Here is a 16,337-nt window from a genome sequence, read left to right as displayed (position 1 = left end):
CTGGCCGGGCCGGGCTGGGTCGGTTCAGTCGACGTTGAGGGTGGCGATCCACTCCTCGGCGGTGACGACGTCCGCCTGTCGCGGGAACACCTTCTCGGTCAGGACCCGGTGCACCTCGGGGTCGCCGTCCGTGCAGGCGTCCGCGAGGACCGTCAGTCCGAAGTCGAGGTCGGCCGCCTGCCGCAGGGTCGAGAGCACCACGCCGCTCGTGGCGATGCCCGCGAGGACGAGGTCGGTCGCCCCGAGGCCGCGCAGGAGCACCTCGAGGTCCGAGCCCGTGAACGCGCTGACCCGCCGCTTCACGACGACGAGGTCCGCATCGGTCAGGTGGAACGCCCCGTGGACGTCGGTGGCCTCCGGCGGTTGGTCACCCATCCTCGCCCGGGCCGCGCCGAACGTCCGGTTCCGGTCGGCGATCTCCGGCGCGCCGGGCCGGAACGCGACGCGCACGAAGACGACCGGGATGCCCGTCGCTCGGGCGGCGTCGGCGGCGGCGACCGCGGCGTGCAGAGCGCTGTCGGTGCCGAGGCGGTCGACGACGCCGTTCTGGTAGTCCATGACGAGGAGTGCGGTGCTCACGTCCGGAGGCTACCGATGTCGGCAGTGTCCGGCAGGATCGTGAGTCTGCTCGACCCGCACCACCCAGGAGTCCCATCCCCCATGACGTCCCGCCGACGCCGCCGCACCGGTACCGCCTCCGTCCTGCTCGTCCTCGCGCTCGCCCTCGCTGGCTACGCACTGCACGCCGCCGGGCTCCTGCCGACCGACGAGTCCTCCGCGGCGACCGACACGCGCTCGAGCGCGACGGACGGGTCCTCCGACGACCGGGGCGACCAGGCGAGCACGGGGACCGACGTGGCGGAGCCGAGCCGCGCCTCCCGGCCCGGTCCGGACGCGGCCGCGTCGCTCCGCACCCTCGCGAGCCTGCCGGTGAAGGGGAAGGCACCCTCGACGGGGTACGACCGCACCGCGGACTTCGGTACCGCGTGGCTCGACGTCGACCGGAACGGGTGCGACACGCGCGACGACGTCCTCGCGCGCGACCTGACGCACGTCGTCCGGCAGGGGCCGTGCCGGGTGCTGACCGGGACGCTCGTGTCGCCGTACACGGGCGGGACGATCTCGTTCACGCGGGGGCAGACGACCTCGACCGAGGTGCAGATCGACCACGTCGTGGCCCTCGAGAACGCGTGGCGCACCGGTGCGCAGGAGCTGTCGCAGACCGCTCGGGAGGCACTGGCGAACGACCCGGAGAACCTCTTCGCCGTCGACCAGCACTCGAACGCGCAGAAGCGCTCCGGCGATGCGGCGACCTGGCTGCCCGCGGCGAAGGGGTTCCGCTGCACCTACGTCGGGCACCAGGTGGCGGTGAAGGCGAAGTACCACCTGTGGGTGACGCCAGCCGAGCGGGACGCGATGGTGCGGGTGCTCGACCGCTGCTGAGGCCGCGTCGACGGTCGTGGCGCAGGCACCCGCGACCTGCCGCGACCTGCCGCGACCAGGTTGTCCTTCCGAGGTCTGGCCGATCCGGTTCGCCGAGGCCGGACATCGCGCACCCGATCGGTCACTGGACGAACCAAGGTCACCGTCCCGGCAAGCAGCGGCGCGTCTCCGGCAAGCCGTCCGCACTGGCCCGCGCGGCGTCGACGCGAGCCGATCGCCGCCGACGGACGCTTCCGCTCCGCTGTGCCGATGCCGATGCCGATGCCAGCCGCACGGCCGGGCCGTGCGCTCAGCCGAGCGCCGCCATCGCTCCGACCGCGACGGCCCACCAGTACCCGAGCACCGCACCCGCGGGCAGCGCGAGCACCCCGACGACCACCGCTCGCCGGAGCAGTCGGCGCCGAGCAGCCGCGGCAGCGATGTCGCGTTCGAGCCGTTCGAACCGCTGGACGTGCCGCAGGATGTCGTTGACCACCACGGCATCGACGTGCCACGTGCCGCGCTCTTCCGCGAGCATCGAGAGGTACCGGACGGCCTCCGGCGAGTGCACTCTCGGCAAGCCTGCGATCCACGCGCCGACCTGCGCCGGCTCGAGGGTCACCGCTGCCGGGGGCTTGTCACCGAAGCGGAGCCGATCGGCAGCGACGACGATCACGGGCTGCACCGGGATCGGACCGCCGGCAGCCGCGGAGAGCAGGACCGTCGCTCGCTCGCCCTCCTGCACAGCCCGGTGCATGTGTGGTGTCCGGTGCCCGTCGACGAGCAGGGTCCGACCGCCCACCCAGACACTGTGTCCGGAGTGGTTCTTCGTGTTGATCGAGAACACCCCGGTCGGGCCGATCACCACGTGGTCGATGTCGGTCGACCGTTTGCCGACCGGCACCGAGTGCAGCACCGTGTACTCCGGACCGAGCGCCTCGAGGGCAGCGGCCACCTGCCGTTCGCCCTGCGCACCCTTGAACCAACTGGCGGCCTCGGCGCGGAGCGGGTGCGTCCCGGTGAACCGCTGCCACCTGGTCAGCGTCGGCCCCTCGGCCTGGATCGCCAGACACTCCTGCATCACCGCGTACCCGGGCTTCCGTGCTCGGAGCGTCAGGTGCGCGCCTCCGCGGGCGTTCGTCGTGTGTTCCCCCATGCAACGACCATCCCAGTGATCCGCCGGCCGACGCCCGCCCCACTTCTGGGGATCACTCATCTCGAGGTTCGGCAGTTACGCAACAGGTGTAGTCTTACTGCCGATGCAGTCGCATCGATTGGACTCGCTGCCCGCGCCGGGCGCGGACCCCGAGCCCTTCACCGCCGAAGTCCTCAGGAGGCCCCATGTCCACCAGCAGGTTCACCGACCGCGTCGTCCTGATCACGGGCGGCGGATCGGGACTCGGTCGCGCCACCGCCGTCCGGCTCGCATCGGAGGGTGCCGCACTCTCGCTCGTCGACATCTCCGCCGAGGGTCTCGAAGCAACGAAGGCCGCCGTCCTCGAGGTCGCACCCGACGCCGACGTCCTCACCACCGTCGCCGACGTCTCCGACGAGAGCCAGGTCGATGCGTACGTCCTCGACACGACCGAGCACTTCGGCCGGATCGACGGCTTCTTCAACAACGCCGGCATCGAGGGCAAGCAGAACCCGACGGAGTCGTTCACCGCGGCCGAGTTCGACCGGGTCGTGTCGATCAACCTCCGCGGCGTGTTCCTCGGCCTCGAGAAGGTCCTCGGCGTCATGCGCGAGCAGGGCTCCGGGATGATCGTCAACACCGCGAGTGTCGGCGGCATCCGCGGCATCGGCAACCAGTCCGGCTACGCCGCGGCCAAGCACGGCGTCGTCGGCCTCACCCGCAACTCCGCCGTCGAGTACGGCCAGTACGGCATCCGCATCAACGCCATCGCTCCCGGCGCGATCTGGACGCCCATGGTGGAGAACTCGATGAAGCAGCTCAACCCATCGGACCCGCGGGCTACCGCCGAGGAGTTCATCCAGGTGAACCCGACGAAGCGCTACGGCGAAGCCCCCGAGATCGCGGCGGTCGTCGCGTTCCTGCTCTCCGACGACGCCTCGTACGTGAACGCCACGGTCGTGCCGATCGACGGTGGGCAGTCGGCCAAGTACTGAACACGCGTCACGATGGCCAGGCAACGGCCTGGAGGCGCGGCCCGGCTCCGTCGTGTCCGCCGACCGTGCAGCATGGTCGGCTGACACCCTGGAGGGGAACGTATGAGCAGCAACGAGCAGCACGGGTCGGCCTTCGGCCGAGGCGTCGACCAGGCGCCGCCGACGGCGGCCACGGAACTCCGTCGGCGGATGTCGGCTTCGCCGGCGGGGTTCCTGCGCAGTGCGGCCTGGGTGCCGTGGAAGCCCGAAGGTGATCCGGAGGGCGGCAGCGTTGCACACGTGATGATCCACGGGAGGCCGTTCGTCCCGGTCTTCACCGCCCCCGGAGCACTCGCCGCCAGCCTGCCCGAAACCGAGGGACGGCCGGTGCCGATGCACGAGCTCGTGACCGCTCTCCCGGAGGAGTTCGGCATCGTGGTCGACCCGACGAGTGCTGCGGACGCGGACTTCCTGCACGCCGACGTCATCGCGACGATGCGCGCACAGACGCGCGGCGACGTCCTGGTCGAGGACACCGACGCAACACGCGGATAGTGTGGCGCCACCGCACTGAGCTGGGGAGGAGCTTGCGATGCTGACGATCACCGCACTGGCGATCGCAGCCGTCTATGTCCTGGTCATCGTCGTCAGCGCACTCGTGCTCGCACGGCGGCGGCGGCAGGTGCCCGCAGGCGATCGACCGTCACCCGGCCCATTGCTGAGCTTGCTGATCGGAGCCGTGCTCGTCGCACCGGTCGTCTGGGGTGTCGCCACCCTGGCGACCGCGAGCATCGTCGATGTGCTGACCTCAACCGGCAGCTGAAGATCCTCGCGCAGCATCCGTCGGCCACACGCCGTGTCAGTGGCGCGGCTCGACGAGCTCGATGAACCTGGACAGCAACGACAGCCCGGCGATCGACGGGGGCAGCCCCGTCGTGAGCGCCGGCGAGTAGACGAGGTACGCCGCCCACTGCGCCCGGGACAGCGCCACGTTGAGCCGGTTCGGCATGAGCAGAAAGTCGAGCCCGCGCGGGATGTCCGCCGCACTCGATGCCGCGAGCGACGTGATCGACACCACGGCCTCGCGCCCCTGGAACATGTCGACCGTGCCGACCTGGGTTCCGCGGAGACCGGCGCGGTCGAGTTCCTGACGGATGAGCGCACCCTGCGCGTTGTACGGCGCGACGACGATGACGTCCTCGTCCGTGAGAGCCCGCGACACGTCGCCGTCGACCCACCGGCGGCCGATCAGGCTCTGCGCGAGTTCGACGACCCGCGCTGCTTCTTCCGCCGAGGACGTCGTGTTCCCGCTGTGCACGACCGGCACCGGGTGGACACCCGGGCCGAGGTCGTCGAGGTACCGGCCGCTCACGATCGAAGTCAGCTGCCCGTCGTACGACAGCCCCGAGACCGAGGCGGTCAGCGCGGGCTCCATGCGCCGGGTGTGCGCGAGGAAGTAGCCGAACCCCGGCGGGAGCACGTGCTCGCCGTCCGCGAGCCACCCGAGCGCCGACTGGTCCACCGGCTCCGGGTGCGAGCCCTGCGAGACCTGCGGGAGCTGCTGCGGGTCGCCGAGCAGCAACAACCGTGAGGCGGCGATCGAGGACGCGATGGTCGGCGCGAGCGAGAACTGCCCGGCCTCGTCCACGACGAGCAGGTCGAGGGAGCGCCGTGGGATCGTGCTCTCGTTCGCGAACGTCCAGGCCGTGCCGCCGACGACTCCCCCGGTACCGGTCTCGGCGCACGACGACAGGAACGCCGAGATTGCGGCGTTGTTCTTCACCGGGGTCCAGGCGGCGGCCTCGAGCTCGTCCTCGGTCGCGCCGGACTTCGGCACCTTCACCACGCGGTCGGCGGGCACCCCGGCGCGGACGACCGACGACAGGAAGTTCTCGCTCGTCGCGTGGGACTGGCCGACGACCCCGACGTGCCAGCCGTGCTCCCGAACGAGCCGTGCGACGACGTTCGACCCGACGTAGGTCTTGCCCGTGCCGGGAGGACCCTGGATCGCCAGGTACGACCGGTCGAGCCCGAGCAACGTCGTGACGACCGCGGACACCGTGTCGTCGCCCTGCACCGGAACGATCGGCCCACGCGGCGGCACCCGCCGGAGCAGGTCGAACGCAGGGTCCGGCAGCATCGCGGGCAGCGCGTCGAGGACCTCTTGCCCCCACTCGGCGATGGCCTCGGGCTGCGGCTTCGCACGCGGCGGCGCTGCTGGTGCGAGTGCGACCGGAAACTCGGAGTGCGGCTCCCCGCTGCCGACCGGCAGGCTCTCCTTCACCAGCACCTCGAACGCGTCGTTGTTCTCCAACGCATCGAGCACGACCGCGCGGGCAGATGCGCCCTTCGACCCCGGCGCAGGGGCGGTGATCGACGGCGGGAGCGGGTCGTCGTAGACGAGGTGAGGCGTGCCTCCAGGCCGGATCCGCGAGCCGGGCGCGAGCGTCCCCGACAACCGGATCTCTCGCGACTGCGACCGGGCGCGCGGCAGCGTGCCCCAGTCGCGCTCGACCGACGCTCGTTCGACCACGAGGACGTCGCGGGTGTCCGCCCAGTCGTCCACCGGGTTGCGGAGCCGATCGAAGTGGTCCTGCCAGAAGGTCTTGGCCTCGCGGCGGTGGTAGTCGATCGCGGCCGCGGCGAGTGCCAGGGCAGTCTGGTCGTCGTCGCGGTCGAGGGGGTCGACGTCCGCGATCTGCGCGGCGAGCGCCGTGTACACGGGGTTCGGCTCCCGCTCGACGGGGATCGGCGGGAGGAGCGGCTCCTCGCTCGGCTCCTCGGTGCGCAGGGGCCGGAGCGACAGCAGCCAGTCGCGGAGCCGCAGCGTGGAGCGGCAGTCGTAGGCGTTGTAGTCGGCGACCTGGTCGAGCATGCGCTGCCCGGTGACGGGGTCGCCGTTCCGGAGTTCCTCGATCGCCTCGACGTAGGCGGTGATGCTGTCGGCGGCGTTCGTGACGTCGCTGAGGCGGAGGTCCTCGCCCATGTACAGCGGCTCGAGCTTCTTGATCGAGTAGCTGTGGCTGCCGACCACCAGGGCCTTGCGGACGATCGGGTACAGGTCGACGAGGACGCCCGCGCGGAGCAGGTCGTCGACCGCGTCCTCACCCACGCCGTGCCAGGCTGCAAGGGACAGCAGGTGCGTCCGCTCGTACGCCGCATAGTGGTAGATGTGCATGCCCGGGTGCTGGGCGCGGCGTTCCTCGACGAAGGCGAGAAAGTCGATCAGCGCCTGCCGCTCCTCGCGGATCGTGTGTGCCCAGAAGGCGGTGAAGTCGGCGCGGTCGTCGACCAGGCCGAACAGGTAGTCGAGGCCCCAGTGCACGCCGTCCTCGGTGTGCAGGGGGTCGCCCTCGAAGTCGAAGAAGACGTCGCCCGGGTCCGGCTCCGGGATCGCGTCGAGGGCGCGGGGGTCGTGGAGTTCGAAGCGGGGCTTGGTCTTGTTGCTCTGGCCCGCTTGCTGCTCCGCTTCGGTCTCGGTCTGGAGGCGCGCCTGACGAACCAGCCTCTCTTGCGTGCTCCGCGACATACCCGGCACAGCCGCGGTGCGGTCCGCCAGGTCGTCGATCGTCCGCACCCCGGCGCGGATCAGCTTCGTCCGCTGGTCGAGGCGCATGCCCGCGACGAGGACGAGGTCGCGGTGGTCGGCCACCTGCGTCGAGCAGATCGGGCAGCGGCCGCAGCTGGAGTAGCGGGGGTCACCCCAGTGCAGTTCCTCGGTCTCGCTCATGCGCTCGGCGAGCACCCGTTCGAGTTCGGCGCGCTGCGTGCGGTACACGGGGGCGATGTCGGCGAGGTCGTGCGTGGTGGTGCTGCGGTCGCCGAGGACGAGGTGGACCTGCTGCCCGGTCGGGATGCCGTGCGCCTGCATCTGCTCCGCGTAGGCAGCGAGCTGCAGCAGCGCGCTGATCTTGGCGTGGCGGGCGAGCTTGGTGTCGTAGACCTCGTACTCACCGGCGGCGTTGCGGATGATGAAGTCGGCGAAGCCGATGAAGCCCGGAGCATCCGGTGCCGCAGGTCGGTGGAACGTCGGCTGGTAGAGCACGTCCGCGCCGGCGCGCATGCCGTCGAGCGCTGCCTGCGCCGCTGCGGCGTACCCGGCAGGCTCGGGCCGGTCGAACTCGACGACCTCGTGCGACTGCTTGAGGATGTCGAGGTAGTCGAGCTCGTGCTGATCACCGAGCCGGGCCGTCCGCTCGAGCATGTCGTCGTGGACCTCGGGCAGGGGTTCGCCGCGGCCGAGCTTGGCGTCGAGGCGGCGGAGGAACGCCCACTCGCAGGCCGCCCACGTCGACAGGTCGCTCGGACTGAGCAGGACGCTGCCGTCGGTGGTGATCTGCATGCCGGTCCCCCGTCTCGTCGGTGCGTTGCGAGCCTAGGGGCGGCCGCCGACAGCATCCGCCGGGTCATCGGCAGCGAGGTCATCGCCTTCGACCCGCGCGAACCGCGGCCCCTCGTACCCGTCCCGCGACACCCAGGCCGTGAAGTCCGCGAGCGACCGCACCCAGTGCCCCCGCTCCCCGTACAGCGCCTGGTACACGACGACGGGTTCTTCGGTCTCGACGTCCTTCGCCACGAGGACCACCTCGTACTCCCCACCCTTGAAGTGTCGGTAGCGGCCGGGCTCGACCGACGCCGACGCCGACGCAGGGAGCAGCGACGCCATCAGCGCCGACACCCGTCGCTTGATGTCGTCCCGGATCGGCCGGACCTCGTCGATGGCCTTGCCCGCCGGGTCGGTCAGCTCCCAGTCCTCGTACCGCTTGCCGGGGAAGATCGGGCACGCGTCCCCACACCCCATCGTGATGACCGCGTCCGAGTCCTTGACGTCAGAGGTCTGCAGCAGCTGCGGGACCGCACCGGTGATGTCGATCCCTTCCTCCGCCATCGCCGCGACGGCCACAGGGTTGATCGCGGACCCCGGCTCACTTCCGCCCGACAGTACGCGGACCCGGTCACCACCGAGGGCACGGGCGTACCCGGCGGCCATCTGAGACCGCCCGGCGTTGTGGACGCAGACGAACAGGATCGTGGGGACGTCGCTCATGAGGACCAGCCTGCACCACGTCACGCAGTGTCACGACCCACCCGGACGACGGCGAGCCGACGTACCGTCCTGTCATGACCGTCGTCACGGCCGTCGCCGTCCTCGCGGGTGTGCTCGCCGTCGCCACCGTGCTCGGCCTCGTCCTCCGGAATCACACCGGCCGCGCCCGCACGGTCGTGAGCGCGGCAGCACCGAGCGCTGCGCGGCCGGAGCCGAAAGCGGTGAGCCCCAGCACCACCGCCCACGGCATCGCCCCCATCGAGGCCTTCGGCACCCGCGCCACCCTCGTCCAGTTCTCGACGCCGACCTGCGCCCGCTGCCCCGGCACCCGCCGCCAGCTCGACGCCCTCGCCGCCCAGCATCCCGGGGTCGCACGCCTCGAGATCGACGTGGCCGACCGGACCGAGATCGCGACGCGCTACAACGTCCTGCAGACCCCGACGGTCCTGCTCGTCGACGCCGACCACACCGTCCGGACCCGCTTCGGTGGCCCACCGAGGCCCGCCGAACTCTCCGCAGCACTCACCGCCGTCCTCCAGGAGGCTCCCGCATGAGCGACACCACCACCGGCATCGATCCGCGTTCCCCGCGCTTCGGCGCCGCGATCACGACCGTCCTCCTCGCGGTGACGATCGTCCTCACGCTGATCCCCGCGACGTACGCCGTCGGGATCGTCCTGCTCACCATCATCGTCGTGCTCTTCGCTGTCGGTGGCATCGGCGGCATCCGACGCCACCCCTACGGCGCACTCTTCCGCCGCTTCGTCCGCCCGCGCCTCGCCCCGCCCGCCGGCCTCGAGGCCCCGGAGCCCCCGACCTTCGCCCAGCAGGTCGGCCTGTTCGTCACCGCCGTCGCGCTCCTCCTCGCCCTGGTCGGCGTCCCGTACGCCGCCCCGGTCGGTGCCGCCGTCGCCCTCGTCGCCGCGTTCCTCAACGCCGTCTTCGACGTCTGCATCGGCTGCATCCTCTACGTGTGGCTGGTCCGCGCGGGCCTCCTCCGTCCGCGACGCACCACCGTCTGACCGCAGGGAGGCGCGACCCACCTCCGCAACCCACGCCGCGCCGGCAGGGTGATCCGGACTGGAGGCGCGGCCCACCTCCGCAACGCACGCCGCGCTGGCAGGGTGATCCGTGCCTCCAGACCGGGCCGACAGTCCGACTGCGCGCGTGTCCGGACGCTTCCCTAGACTCGCGACATGAGCGCACCGGCACGGACCGAACGTGGTCTCGACCGACTCGTCAACTTCTCCGACGCGACCGTCGCCATCGCGATCACACTGCTGATCCTGCCGTTGGTGGACCTCGCGGGTGAGTTCCACGGGAGCTCGGGGGCCGGCGAACTCCTCCGGGAGCACTGGGGCTCCATCGTCGAGTTCGTCGTCACGTTCTGGGTGATCTCGCGGTTCTGGCGGCTGCACCACCAGGTGTTCGAGCACGTGATGTCGTACAACCCGCTCGTGCTGCGGCTGAACTTCGTGTGGCTCATCAGCATCGTGTTCCTGCCGTTCGCCGCGAACCTGCTCGACGCCGGCGACACCGACCGGATCGCGTACGCCGTCTACCTCGGCACGATGCTCATCACGAGCCTGTCGCTCACCGCGATCGAGTTCGCGCTGCGCCGTTCGCCCGAACTGCTGTCGACACCGCTCGCCACGCGGGACAAGGGGTTCATCGCCGCGGGGCTCCTCGCGGCCGCCCTCGTGCTGGCCGTGCTCTTCCCCGACGTCGGGCTGTTCTGGGTGCTGCTCCTGCTGCTGCAGGGGCCGATCGGCGGGCTGCTGCACCGACGTTCCTCGTAGGGTGGAGCGCATGGGGGACTACGAGGACATCGCTCGCCGAGCGTGGCGGCGGACGACATGGATCGCGATCGGCGGCTTCGTCGTCGGGGCGATCGTGGGTGTCTTCCTTGCGGACGGAGAGTCGGCGCTCAGGAGCCTGCTCATCATCGTCGGGGTCGGGTTGAGCATCGGCGGCTTGAGCGGAGCGGTCTCGCTGTTCACGAGCGCTGCCCGGCTCGCACCGTCGATGCAGTGGCCCGTCCGAGAGCTGGACAGGGCTGACCGCCGGAAGGTGCGTCGGGCCGTGTACTCCGGGCAGCCGATCGAGACGAACGGTTCGGACGTCGCTCACCGTGCGGCCGACTGGGCTCGCGGAGCGGTCGTCACGCTCCCGGTCAACCTCGGGCAGTTCCTGCTGCTCTACCTCGGGATCGGCAGTGCGCAGCTGCCGAACATCATCAACGACGATCCGTGGGCGTCCGGCTTCGCCCGCATCTTCTTCGGCGCACTCGTCCTGGTCGCGATCGGGCTCAGCGTGTCGTTCGTCCGGAACATCCGCGGCGCCCGCCGGTACCTCGCTGCTGTCGGGAGCCGGTAGCCCGTGCCGTTCACCGACGCCTCCACGGTCCTGCTCGGGAAACTCGCGACGTACCTCCCCGACGAGGAGGACTCCGGCGCCGCCGACGTCATCCCCGGCTACGTCCGCGGGGCGATCCGCCGGTTCGAGATCGGCGGTCGGGTCACGCTCACGCCCGAAGTGCTCTGGTTCAGGGCGCACCCGATCAACTACGCCCCGCGCACGCGCTTCGGCATCCCCGTCGAGGAGATCGTCCGGCTCGACGACGTCTCGAGCGGCCTCCGCAGGAAGGTCCGGGTCACCATGCGGAGCGGCATGGCGCCGACGTTCCTGATGTGGGGCATCCCCCGCTTCATCGAGGCGGTCGAGCGGGCGCGCGCCGCGCTCTGACTCCTCACGGCCGGCAAGCGGTCGGCCGGGAGGCGCGGATCACCTGCGCCACGCCCGTCCGGTGCCGGAGAGTCCCCCCATCGAACCCTCCGACCCCGGCCGTGCCCTCGACCGCCGACCCGTGCATGGTCAGGCCGCCGCTGCGCGGGCGGACAACGCCTGCTCGCTCAGCGCGACGAGGTCGTCCGCGCGGAGGGCTGGCCAGCCGTGCAGGAGCTCCCGCCATTCCGTCGGGAGCGCGCTCACCCCGTACAACGCGCCCGCGAGGCCACCCGCGATCGCCGCCACCGTGTCGGTGTCGTTCCCGGTGCGGACCGCTCGGACGAGGGCATCCTCGAGACTCGTGCTCTTCCGCACCGCGGCGTATGCAGCCTGGAACGCCGACACGACCCAGCCGTTCGACTCCGTGAAGTCGACCGGCTCCGAGTGCTCCGCCGTGACGATGCGGTCGACCCAGGTGCGACGCTTGTCGAGGTCGAGCAGGTCGAGACCCGCCATGACGTCGAGCTCGCCCGTGAGGACCGCTTTCCGGATCGCCACGCACCAGAGCACGCACGCGTCCCCCGCGTCGGACTCGTAGTGCGTGAGGTCACTGATCGCTCGAGCGGCCTCGGCCAGCCGGAGCTCCTCGTCGACCGCGCCCGTCAGGTACCCGAGCACCAGCGGCGCAGTTCGCATGAGCGAGCCGTTGCCTGCCGACCGCCCCTTGACCTCATGCTCCTGCCGGGCCGAAGCTCGTGCTGCGGAGGCGACCCGTGCCTCCAGGCCGGTGAGCACGTTGCGCGTCTGGATGCCGACGTCGGGCGCGGTGCGTGCCCAGTCGACCCAAGCGGCCACCAGGCCGTCGAGGGCCGTCTCGCTGGCGGGGTCGCCGCCGCGGGCGAGGGTGCGGAGGATCGGGACGGCCATGCTCGTGTCGTCCGTCCACTCCCCCGGTGCCCAGCCGAAGGAGCCGCCGCCGGCCATCCGGATCGGAGTGGGTTCGGGGACGGCGGGACGGAACTCGTAGCCGGCGCCGAGGGCGTCGCCGGCGGCGGAGCCGAGGACGGCGCCGATCGCGCGGTCGCGGGTGGTGGGGTTCATGGCCGCCTGCCTTCCGGTCGGGGTTTGCTCGGTTCTGCGCAAACTGGGTTTCACTGTCCCACGTCCCCATGGTTTGCGCAAGTGCGCGTAAACTCGGCGGCGTGACTTCGTCTGCGTACCGCGATCCTTCCGGCAAACGCCTGGTCGACTACCCGCGCCCCTCGGTGGCTGTGGACACAGCCGTCCTGACCGTGCCTGTGGGGGAATCGCTGTCGGTCCTCCAGGTGCGCGATGCCGTCGACGGGGACTGGCGGTTGCCGGGGACGTTCGTGCACGAGGGCGAGCGGCTGGCCGACGCTGTGCTTCGGTCGCTGTCCGACAAGGCGGATGTTACCGGGCTGGCACCGTCGCAGCTGCACGTGTTCGACGATCCTGCGCGAGACAGTCGGGGGTGGGTGTTGTCGGTGGCGCATCTCGATGTGGTGCCCGCTACGTCGTTGTTGTCACCCAAGCTGGACGCTTCGCGGGCGCGGCTCGTCCCGGTCGACGACGCGACGGGGATGGTGCACGGGCATGACGAGATCGTGGCGTTCGCGGTGGCCTCGTTGCGAGCGCTCTACGCTGCGGCGCCGGACCCGCGCGGGCTCGTGGCGGAGCCGTTCACGATGACCGAGCTGCGGCGAGTGCACGAGGCGGTAGCGGGGCGGGCGTTGCAGCCGGATTCATTCCGGAGGGCCATGCTGCCGGGGCTCGTGGCGACGGAGGAGAAGCGGGCGGAGGGGCCGGGGAAGCCGGCGGGGACGTACCGGCGGGCGTTGTTCGCAGTCTCAAAGGCCCTATCTGGCACACGAGCCTATATCTCGGCACCGGCACGCCGGGCCGGCTGAACGCCCTCGACGCCAGCGAACGCCGAACCACCTTCGCCACCGACCCTCGCAGGTCCTCGGCGTAATCGCCAGCGGTCCCGTCGCCCTCACCACCGCCGACAAAGCCGCCGAGGACGATCAAGCAACGGCCGCCCGTGACTTCGACGCGCTCGATCTGAAAGCCGACGACGTCTCGACACGCGGCCCATCGGCTCCCTCAAGAAACCCAAAGCACCAGCGTCACCGCTCTACGGCTGGGTTTGGCCAGTCAATTCCGACATAATTACCCACAAACGTAGCGAACACCAGCTCACGTTTCACCCCTTGCTTCCTCGACCGCAGCAGCGAGGCTGACTTGTTGGCGGCAACTTCTCAACTAGATCAGCCAAGTCACGGACGCGACTGATCGTCGATCAAAGCGCGAAACTCGCTTGACGAAACTATCGTGAGATGCCCGCCGGTCACAGCACGAAACTCCTCAAGCAGAGAGGGGTGGCCACGACCACCAGTTTTCCAATCCGGCTTAGAATCGTTCGTGACCCATACAAAACCAGTTCTCTGAAACAGGGTACTCTCATTCTTGTCGCTGATCGGCGGCCAACCAATCGGCTCAGAGTCATTTTGAACTTCTTCCTGCGATACCGACCGTACCGCATCGCCTCCGCACTTCTCCACATCCTGGGGATTGAGCTCGTCCGCTGATCGTTTTCGAGCCATCTCGTCCTTATTGCCGGACTTCAGTCTTACGGCGAGCTGCGGCGAATCCGTCGGCCCATGATTAAGGAACCGCGCGCCTCCCGCCACCTCAGGCGCAGTGTCGAGCATGAGAGTCGAGGCACCCAAGAGGAAGTCACACCAGACGTAAAAGTCACCGAGTGAAGATGATTTCGAACGCTCGTCAGCGAAGCCGGGCGGCATTCGGCTTTCTTGCCGGGCGCGTGCCAGACCCGAGAACATTGAACGGGAAACCATAGGCTTCCGTGCTCCCTCAAGGAGAAGCTCCATCAACTCGAGCGATTTCTTGAGATAGTCCGGTGACTTTTCTGCCTCGAGGTCATCGGCGATAGACGCAATGCGTGTCTGTATATCCTGAACCGCTGCGGAATTCTGCCTGTCGAGGCCACCGTTTTCCAATTTCCTCGCAAGACGCGCAAAATCGGCACCAAACGTTGCCCACTCTTCGCTTGCGAAGACTTTATGGTTGTTCCAGTACTCAAGAACGCTTTGACCCGGGACAATGACCGCGACGCTGTTAGATTTGAGCGAAACGAGCATCGACTCCGTCCAAACACCGTCGTTACGGAATACTTTGAGCACATTGGTGTCAAATCCAACACCCGCCAAGGTAAGCACATCTACAGTCGCGTCCTCGGCGAGGGCAGCCAAATGGTGCTCGACCGAAAGCCGCGACATCGCCATGCGCTGGAAAAGCGCGCTCTCAACTTCACTCAGACGCATACCAAATCCCCACCAAAAGAGCACGCAGCTCCTCGGTCCTCCGCTCCACAGCCGACACCGTCCAATCTAAAAGATTGATAGACGCCAAATCGGAGCCATTGACCGTATCCGACAGAAGCTTCGAGCCGACAATCTCCGGGGTCTTCGCCCCCTGAGGGCGACGCTCAGCCGACGTAAGCACCCAATTACCTAGGAGCGTTCCCGCTCGCTCGTAATCAGCATCAGTGAACGTCGCCCAGGCACTCGCCGATTTTGGACGGACCTGGTGAGCATAACCCACCAAAGACGGCAGCGAGCTCCGCTGTGTCGCGGCCGAGAGGAGGACCCTCGCCTGCTGTTTGTTGACCCCACGCTTCAGTCGGTTAACGAACTCATCCCTAGACGGCCTCAGGTCAGCCAGGCGACGCAACTCACCCTCCCAGTCGTCATCCCGTAGGATCCTCCTGGTTGCTCGCGCGAATTGAGCCTCCACGCTACCGGTCCCGAAAGCGCCAGTTATCGCTCCCGGCACAACGAGGCCGCAAATTTTTTCGTACAGTTCATCTGCATCTGCTCGGAACGCTGCGGCCAGCAGGATTGGCCTGAAGCGTGCAAGAGAGAGCGTGTCAAATATAGCGAACGCACGAGCGCGCACTTCGCTTGACTCCACATCTGCCGTCTGGTCGAGCATCTGCATATACACGGGAAGGAAGGTTTCCAGAGAATCCAAGAGCTCACTGACGCCCGACTGTCCCGAGTAGGCGACGGTGACTTCTTGATACAGCTCACGCGGAATGACATAGCCGCGTCGGAGAGTGACGACATGGCGAACGAAGGTAGTGAGTTGCGCTAGGCCGCCAACAGCTTCCAGTTGACCTTCGATATTGTTCCAGCGTTCGAACGTTACATCCCGTGAGCTTCCGCTATTTCCGATTACAAAGGACTTTATGAGTTCTCCTGGCGTTAGCTCCTTGCCGCGCGTATTCACAACCTCATAAACCCGGAACGCGGCACCTCGGTCCGGGTGCGTGAAGACCGCGAAGCTCAATTGCTTTGAAATGAAGTCCGCCCACTGTCCCACTCTTAAAGCCGCATTGTTTGCCGAGGCAAGATCCGCGCCAAGGTTCTCCAAGAAGAGCTCGTGAGCCGCATGAATGAGCGACCCCTCACGCAATTGCACGTCAGTCACCGACTCCGCCGAAAATAGTGCCTCGAGATCTTCACTATCAGAAGCATCTGTCAGCTTCAATCGAGCGAACTGCTCTTCTGTTTGATAATCAATCGCGAAGAGGAAATCTGACCGCAGCCCTTCCGCGACCAAACGACGCCCTAGATGTAATGCTTTCAAACGAAGAACGTTCGCTAGGACCGACAGCGTCACTAGCCGCTGCTGCCCGTCCACAACTTCGCGCTGATTACCAGCTGTCCCACTCTCGGACTCCTTTGAAAGGATTACCAGGCCGAGGAAGTACTCGCGTTCTGCAAGAGCCGCCTGGAGATCATCCCAAAACTCGGCAACTTGTTCTTTCTTTTTCCAACTGTACTTCCGCTGGAAATCGGGCACGAAAAAGCGGTTCTCGGAGAACAGCGCGCCCGCTCGAATCGTCGAAGCTTCGACCTGAAGAGACATGTTTACCCGTTCTCGTCAAACTGATATTGCCGGTGACTCGAGCAAGGAGCCATCTCTAT

The 16,337-nt window shown here is 68.4% G+C and carries 17 protein-coding genes and 1 pseudogene; 10 read left to right on the top strand and 8 right to left on the bottom strand.

Annotation, left to right across the window (positions count from 1 at the left end; translation table 11 throughout):
• Positions 1-24: 24 nt before the first annotated feature.
• Entirely contained in the window at positions 25-579 is a 555-nt protein-coding gene (locus tag ABC270_RS08330) for a cysteine hydrolase family protein (protein ID WP_412880350.1), read from the bottom strand.
• An 81-nt stretch (positions 580-660) separates the two neighbouring features.
• Here ABC270_RS08330 and ABC270_RS08325 point away from each other — a divergent pair, with 81 nt between their 5' ends.
• On the top strand, positions 661-1,443 hold the full coding sequence (locus ABC270_RS08325) for an HNH endonuclease family protein (protein ID WP_412880349.1): 783 nt from the start codon (positions 661-663) through the stop codon (positions 1,441-1,443).
• A 289-nt stretch (positions 1,444-1,732) separates the two neighbouring features.
• On the opposite strand, the gene ABC270_RS08320 is transcribed toward ABC270_RS08325, so the two are convergent.
• A complete protein-coding gene (locus ABC270_RS08320; RefSeq protein ID WP_412880348.1) occupies positions 1,733-2,578 on the bottom strand; it encodes a nuclease-related domain-containing protein in 846 nt (281 codons plus the stop codon).
• Between the two features lie 185 nt (positions 2,579-2,763).
• On the opposite strand from ABC270_RS08320, the gene ABC270_RS08315 reads away from it, so the two are divergent.
• From ABC270_RS08315 to ABC270_RS08305, 3 genes are all read left to right on the top strand, one after another.
• A complete protein-coding gene (locus tag ABC270_RS08315; RefSeq protein WP_412880347.1) occupies positions 2,764-3,552 on the top strand; it encodes an SDR family oxidoreductase in 789 nt (262 codons plus the stop codon).
• A 102-nt stretch (positions 3,553-3,654) separates the two neighbouring features.
• On the top strand, positions 3,655-4,086 hold the full coding sequence (locus ABC270_RS08310) for an SseB family protein (RefSeq protein ID WP_412880346.1): 432 nt from the start codon (positions 3,655-3,657) through the stop codon (positions 4,084-4,086).
• A 37-nt stretch (positions 4,087-4,123) separates the two neighbouring features.
• Positions 4,124-4,354 carry a hypothetical protein gene (locus tag ABC270_RS08305; protein WP_412880345.1) on the top strand — a complete coding sequence of 77 codons (231 nt, stop codon included), beginning with the start codon at positions 4,124-4,126 and terminating at the stop codon, positions 4,352-4,354.
• Between the two features lie 36 nt (positions 4,355-4,390).
• Here the strand turns inward: ABC270_RS08305 and ABC270_RS08300 are convergent, their stop codons facing one another.
• The 3 genes and pseudogenes from ABC270_RS08300 to ABC270_RS08290 all read right to left on the bottom strand — a co-directional run.
• Positions 4,391-7,873 (bottom strand): TM0106 family RecB-like putative nuclease, encoded by a 3,483-nt coding sequence (locus ABC270_RS08300; protein WP_412880344.1) that lies wholly within the window; start codon positions 7,871-7,873, stop codon positions 4,391-4,393.
• A 33-nt stretch (positions 7,874-7,906) separates the two neighbouring features.
• Positions 7,907-8,197 (bottom strand): DUF1653 domain-containing protein, encoded by a 291-nt coding sequence (locus ABC270_RS08295; RefSeq protein WP_412882059.1) that lies wholly within the window; start codon positions 8,195-8,197, stop codon positions 7,907-7,909.
• Positions 8,177-8,578, bottom strand: a pseudogene (locus tag ABC270_RS08290) (arsenate reductase ArsC); the annotation flags it as partial. The gene ABC270_RS08295 and the pseudogene ABC270_RS08290, both read right to left, overlap by 21 nt.
• Before the next feature lie 74 nt (positions 8,579-8,652).
• Between ABC270_RS08290 and ABC270_RS08285 the strand changes: the two are divergent.
• The 5 genes from ABC270_RS08285 to ABC270_RS08265 all read left to right on the top strand — a co-directional run bounded on the left by ABC270_RS08285 (position 8,653) and on the right by ABC270_RS08265 (position 11,322).
• The gene (locus tag ABC270_RS08285) at positions 8,653-9,132 is read left to right on the top strand and encodes a TlpA family protein disulfide reductase (RefSeq protein ID WP_412880343.1); all 480 of its coding nucleotides are present in this window, start codon (positions 8,653-8,655) and stop codon (positions 9,130-9,132) included.
• Entirely contained in the window at positions 9,129-9,599 is a 471-nt protein-coding gene (locus ABC270_RS08280; protein ID WP_412880342.1) for a DUF4395 domain-containing protein, read from the top strand. Before ABC270_RS08285 ends, ABC270_RS08280 begins: the two co-directional genes overlap by 4 nt.
• Before the next feature lie 174 nt (positions 9,600-9,773).
• On the top strand, positions 9,774-10,376 hold the full coding sequence (locus ABC270_RS08275; protein WP_412880341.1) for a TMEM175 family protein: 603 nt from the start codon (positions 9,774-9,776) through the stop codon (positions 10,374-10,376).
• Between the two features lie 10 nt (positions 10,377-10,386).
• Positions 10,387-10,953: a hypothetical protein gene (locus ABC270_RS08270; RefSeq protein ID WP_412880340.1), complete on the top strand. Its 567-nt coding sequence runs from the start codon at positions 10,387-10,389 to the stop codon at positions 10,951-10,953.
• A 3-nt stretch (positions 10,954-10,956) separates the two neighbouring features.
• Positions 10,957-11,322 carry a hypothetical protein gene (locus tag ABC270_RS08265; RefSeq protein WP_412880339.1) on the top strand — a complete coding sequence of 122 codons (366 nt, stop codon included), beginning with the start codon at positions 10,957-10,959 and terminating at the stop codon, positions 11,320-11,322.
• Between the two features lie 129 nt (positions 11,323-11,451).
• Here ABC270_RS08265 and ABC270_RS08260 read toward each other — a convergent pair whose 3' ends face one another.
• Positions 11,452-12,405, bottom strand: coding sequence for an ADP-ribosylglycohydrolase family protein (locus ABC270_RS08260; protein WP_412880338.1), 954 nt, complete (start codon positions 12,403-12,405; stop codon positions 11,452-11,454).
• 101 nt (positions 12,406-12,506) lie between these two features.
• Between ABC270_RS08260 and ABC270_RS08255 the strand changes: the two genes are divergently transcribed.
• Positions 12,507-13,232, top strand: coding sequence for an NUDIX hydrolase (locus ABC270_RS08255; protein ID WP_412880337.1), 726 nt, complete (start codon positions 12,507-12,509; stop codon positions 13,230-13,232).
• A 369-nt stretch (positions 13,233-13,601) separates the two neighbouring features.
• Here ABC270_RS08255 and ABC270_RS08250 read toward each other — a convergent pair whose 3' ends face one another.
• Positions 13,602-14,669, bottom strand: coding sequence for a PIN-like domain-containing protein (locus ABC270_RS08250; RefSeq protein ID WP_412880336.1), 1,068 nt, complete (start codon positions 14,667-14,669; stop codon positions 13,602-13,604).
• Positions 14,656-16,278 carry a DUF262 domain-containing protein gene (locus ABC270_RS08245; RefSeq protein ID WP_412880335.1) on the bottom strand — a complete coding sequence of 541 codons (1,623 nt, stop codon included), beginning with the start codon at positions 16,276-16,278 and terminating at the stop codon, positions 14,656-14,658. The genes ABC270_RS08250 and ABC270_RS08245 overlap by 14 nt, the downstream gene beginning before the upstream one ends.
• Positions 16,279-16,337: the final 59 nt, after the last annotated feature.

Origin of the sequence: Curtobacterium phoenicis (assembly GCF_047238015.1) — a bacterium.
Classification (GTDB): Bacteria; Actinomycetota; Actinomycetes; order Actinomycetales; family Microbacteriaceae; genus Curtobacterium.
Note: the sequence above shows the minus strand (reverse complement) of the source record. Positions and strands in the feature narration are given on the sequence as shown.

Coding starts and splice junctions, on each gene's coding strand:
- ABC270_RS08325 (WP_412880349.1), top strand. CDS start 661: ATGACGTCCCGCCGACGCCGCCGCACCGGTACCGCCTCCGTCCTGCTC.
- ABC270_RS08320 (WP_412880348.1), bottom strand. CDS start 2,578: ATGGGGGAACACACGACGAACGCCCGCGGAGGCGCGCACCTGACGCTC.
- ABC270_RS08315 (WP_412880347.1), top strand. CDS start 2,764: ATGTCCACCAGCAGGTTCACCGACCGCGTCGTCCTGATCACGGGCGGC.
- ABC270_RS08310 (WP_412880346.1), top strand. CDS start 3,655: ATGAGCAGCAACGAGCAGCACGGGTCGGCCTTCGGCCGAGGCGTCGAC.
- ABC270_RS08305 (WP_412880345.1), top strand. CDS start 4,124: ATGCTGACGATCACCGCACTGGCGATCGCAGCCGTCTATGTCCTGGTC.
- ABC270_RS08300 (WP_412880344.1), bottom strand. CDS start 7,873: ATGCAGATCACCACCGACGGCAGCGTCCTGCTCAGTCCGAGCGACCTG.
- ABC270_RS08295 (WP_412882059.1), bottom strand. CDS start 8,197: ATGGCGTCGCTGCTCCCTGCGTCGGCGTCGGCGTCGGTCGAGCCCGGC.
- ABC270_RS08285 (WP_412880343.1), top strand. CDS start 8,653: ATGACCGTCGTCACGGCCGTCGCCGTCCTCGCGGGTGTGCTCGCCGTC.
- ABC270_RS08280 (WP_412880342.1), top strand. CDS start 9,129: ATGAGCGACACCACCACCGGCATCGATCCGCGTTCCCCGCGCTTCGGC.
- ABC270_RS08275 (WP_412880341.1), top strand. CDS start 9,774: ATGAGCGCACCGGCACGGACCGAACGTGGTCTCGACCGACTCGTCAAC.
- ABC270_RS08270 (WP_412880340.1), top strand. CDS start 10,387: ATGGGGGACTACGAGGACATCGCTCGCCGAGCGTGGCGGCGGACGACA.
- ABC270_RS08260 (WP_412880338.1), bottom strand. CDS start 12,405: ATGAACCCCACCACCCGCGACCGCGCGATCGGCGCCGTCCTCGGCTCC.
- ABC270_RS08250 (WP_412880336.1), bottom strand. CDS start 14,669: ATGCGTCTGAGTGAAGTTGAGAGCGCGCTTTTCCAGCGCATGGCGATG.
- ABC270_RS08245 (WP_412880335.1), bottom strand. CDS start 16,278: ATGTCTCTTCAGGTCGAAGCTTCGACGATTCGAGCGGGCGCGCTGTTC.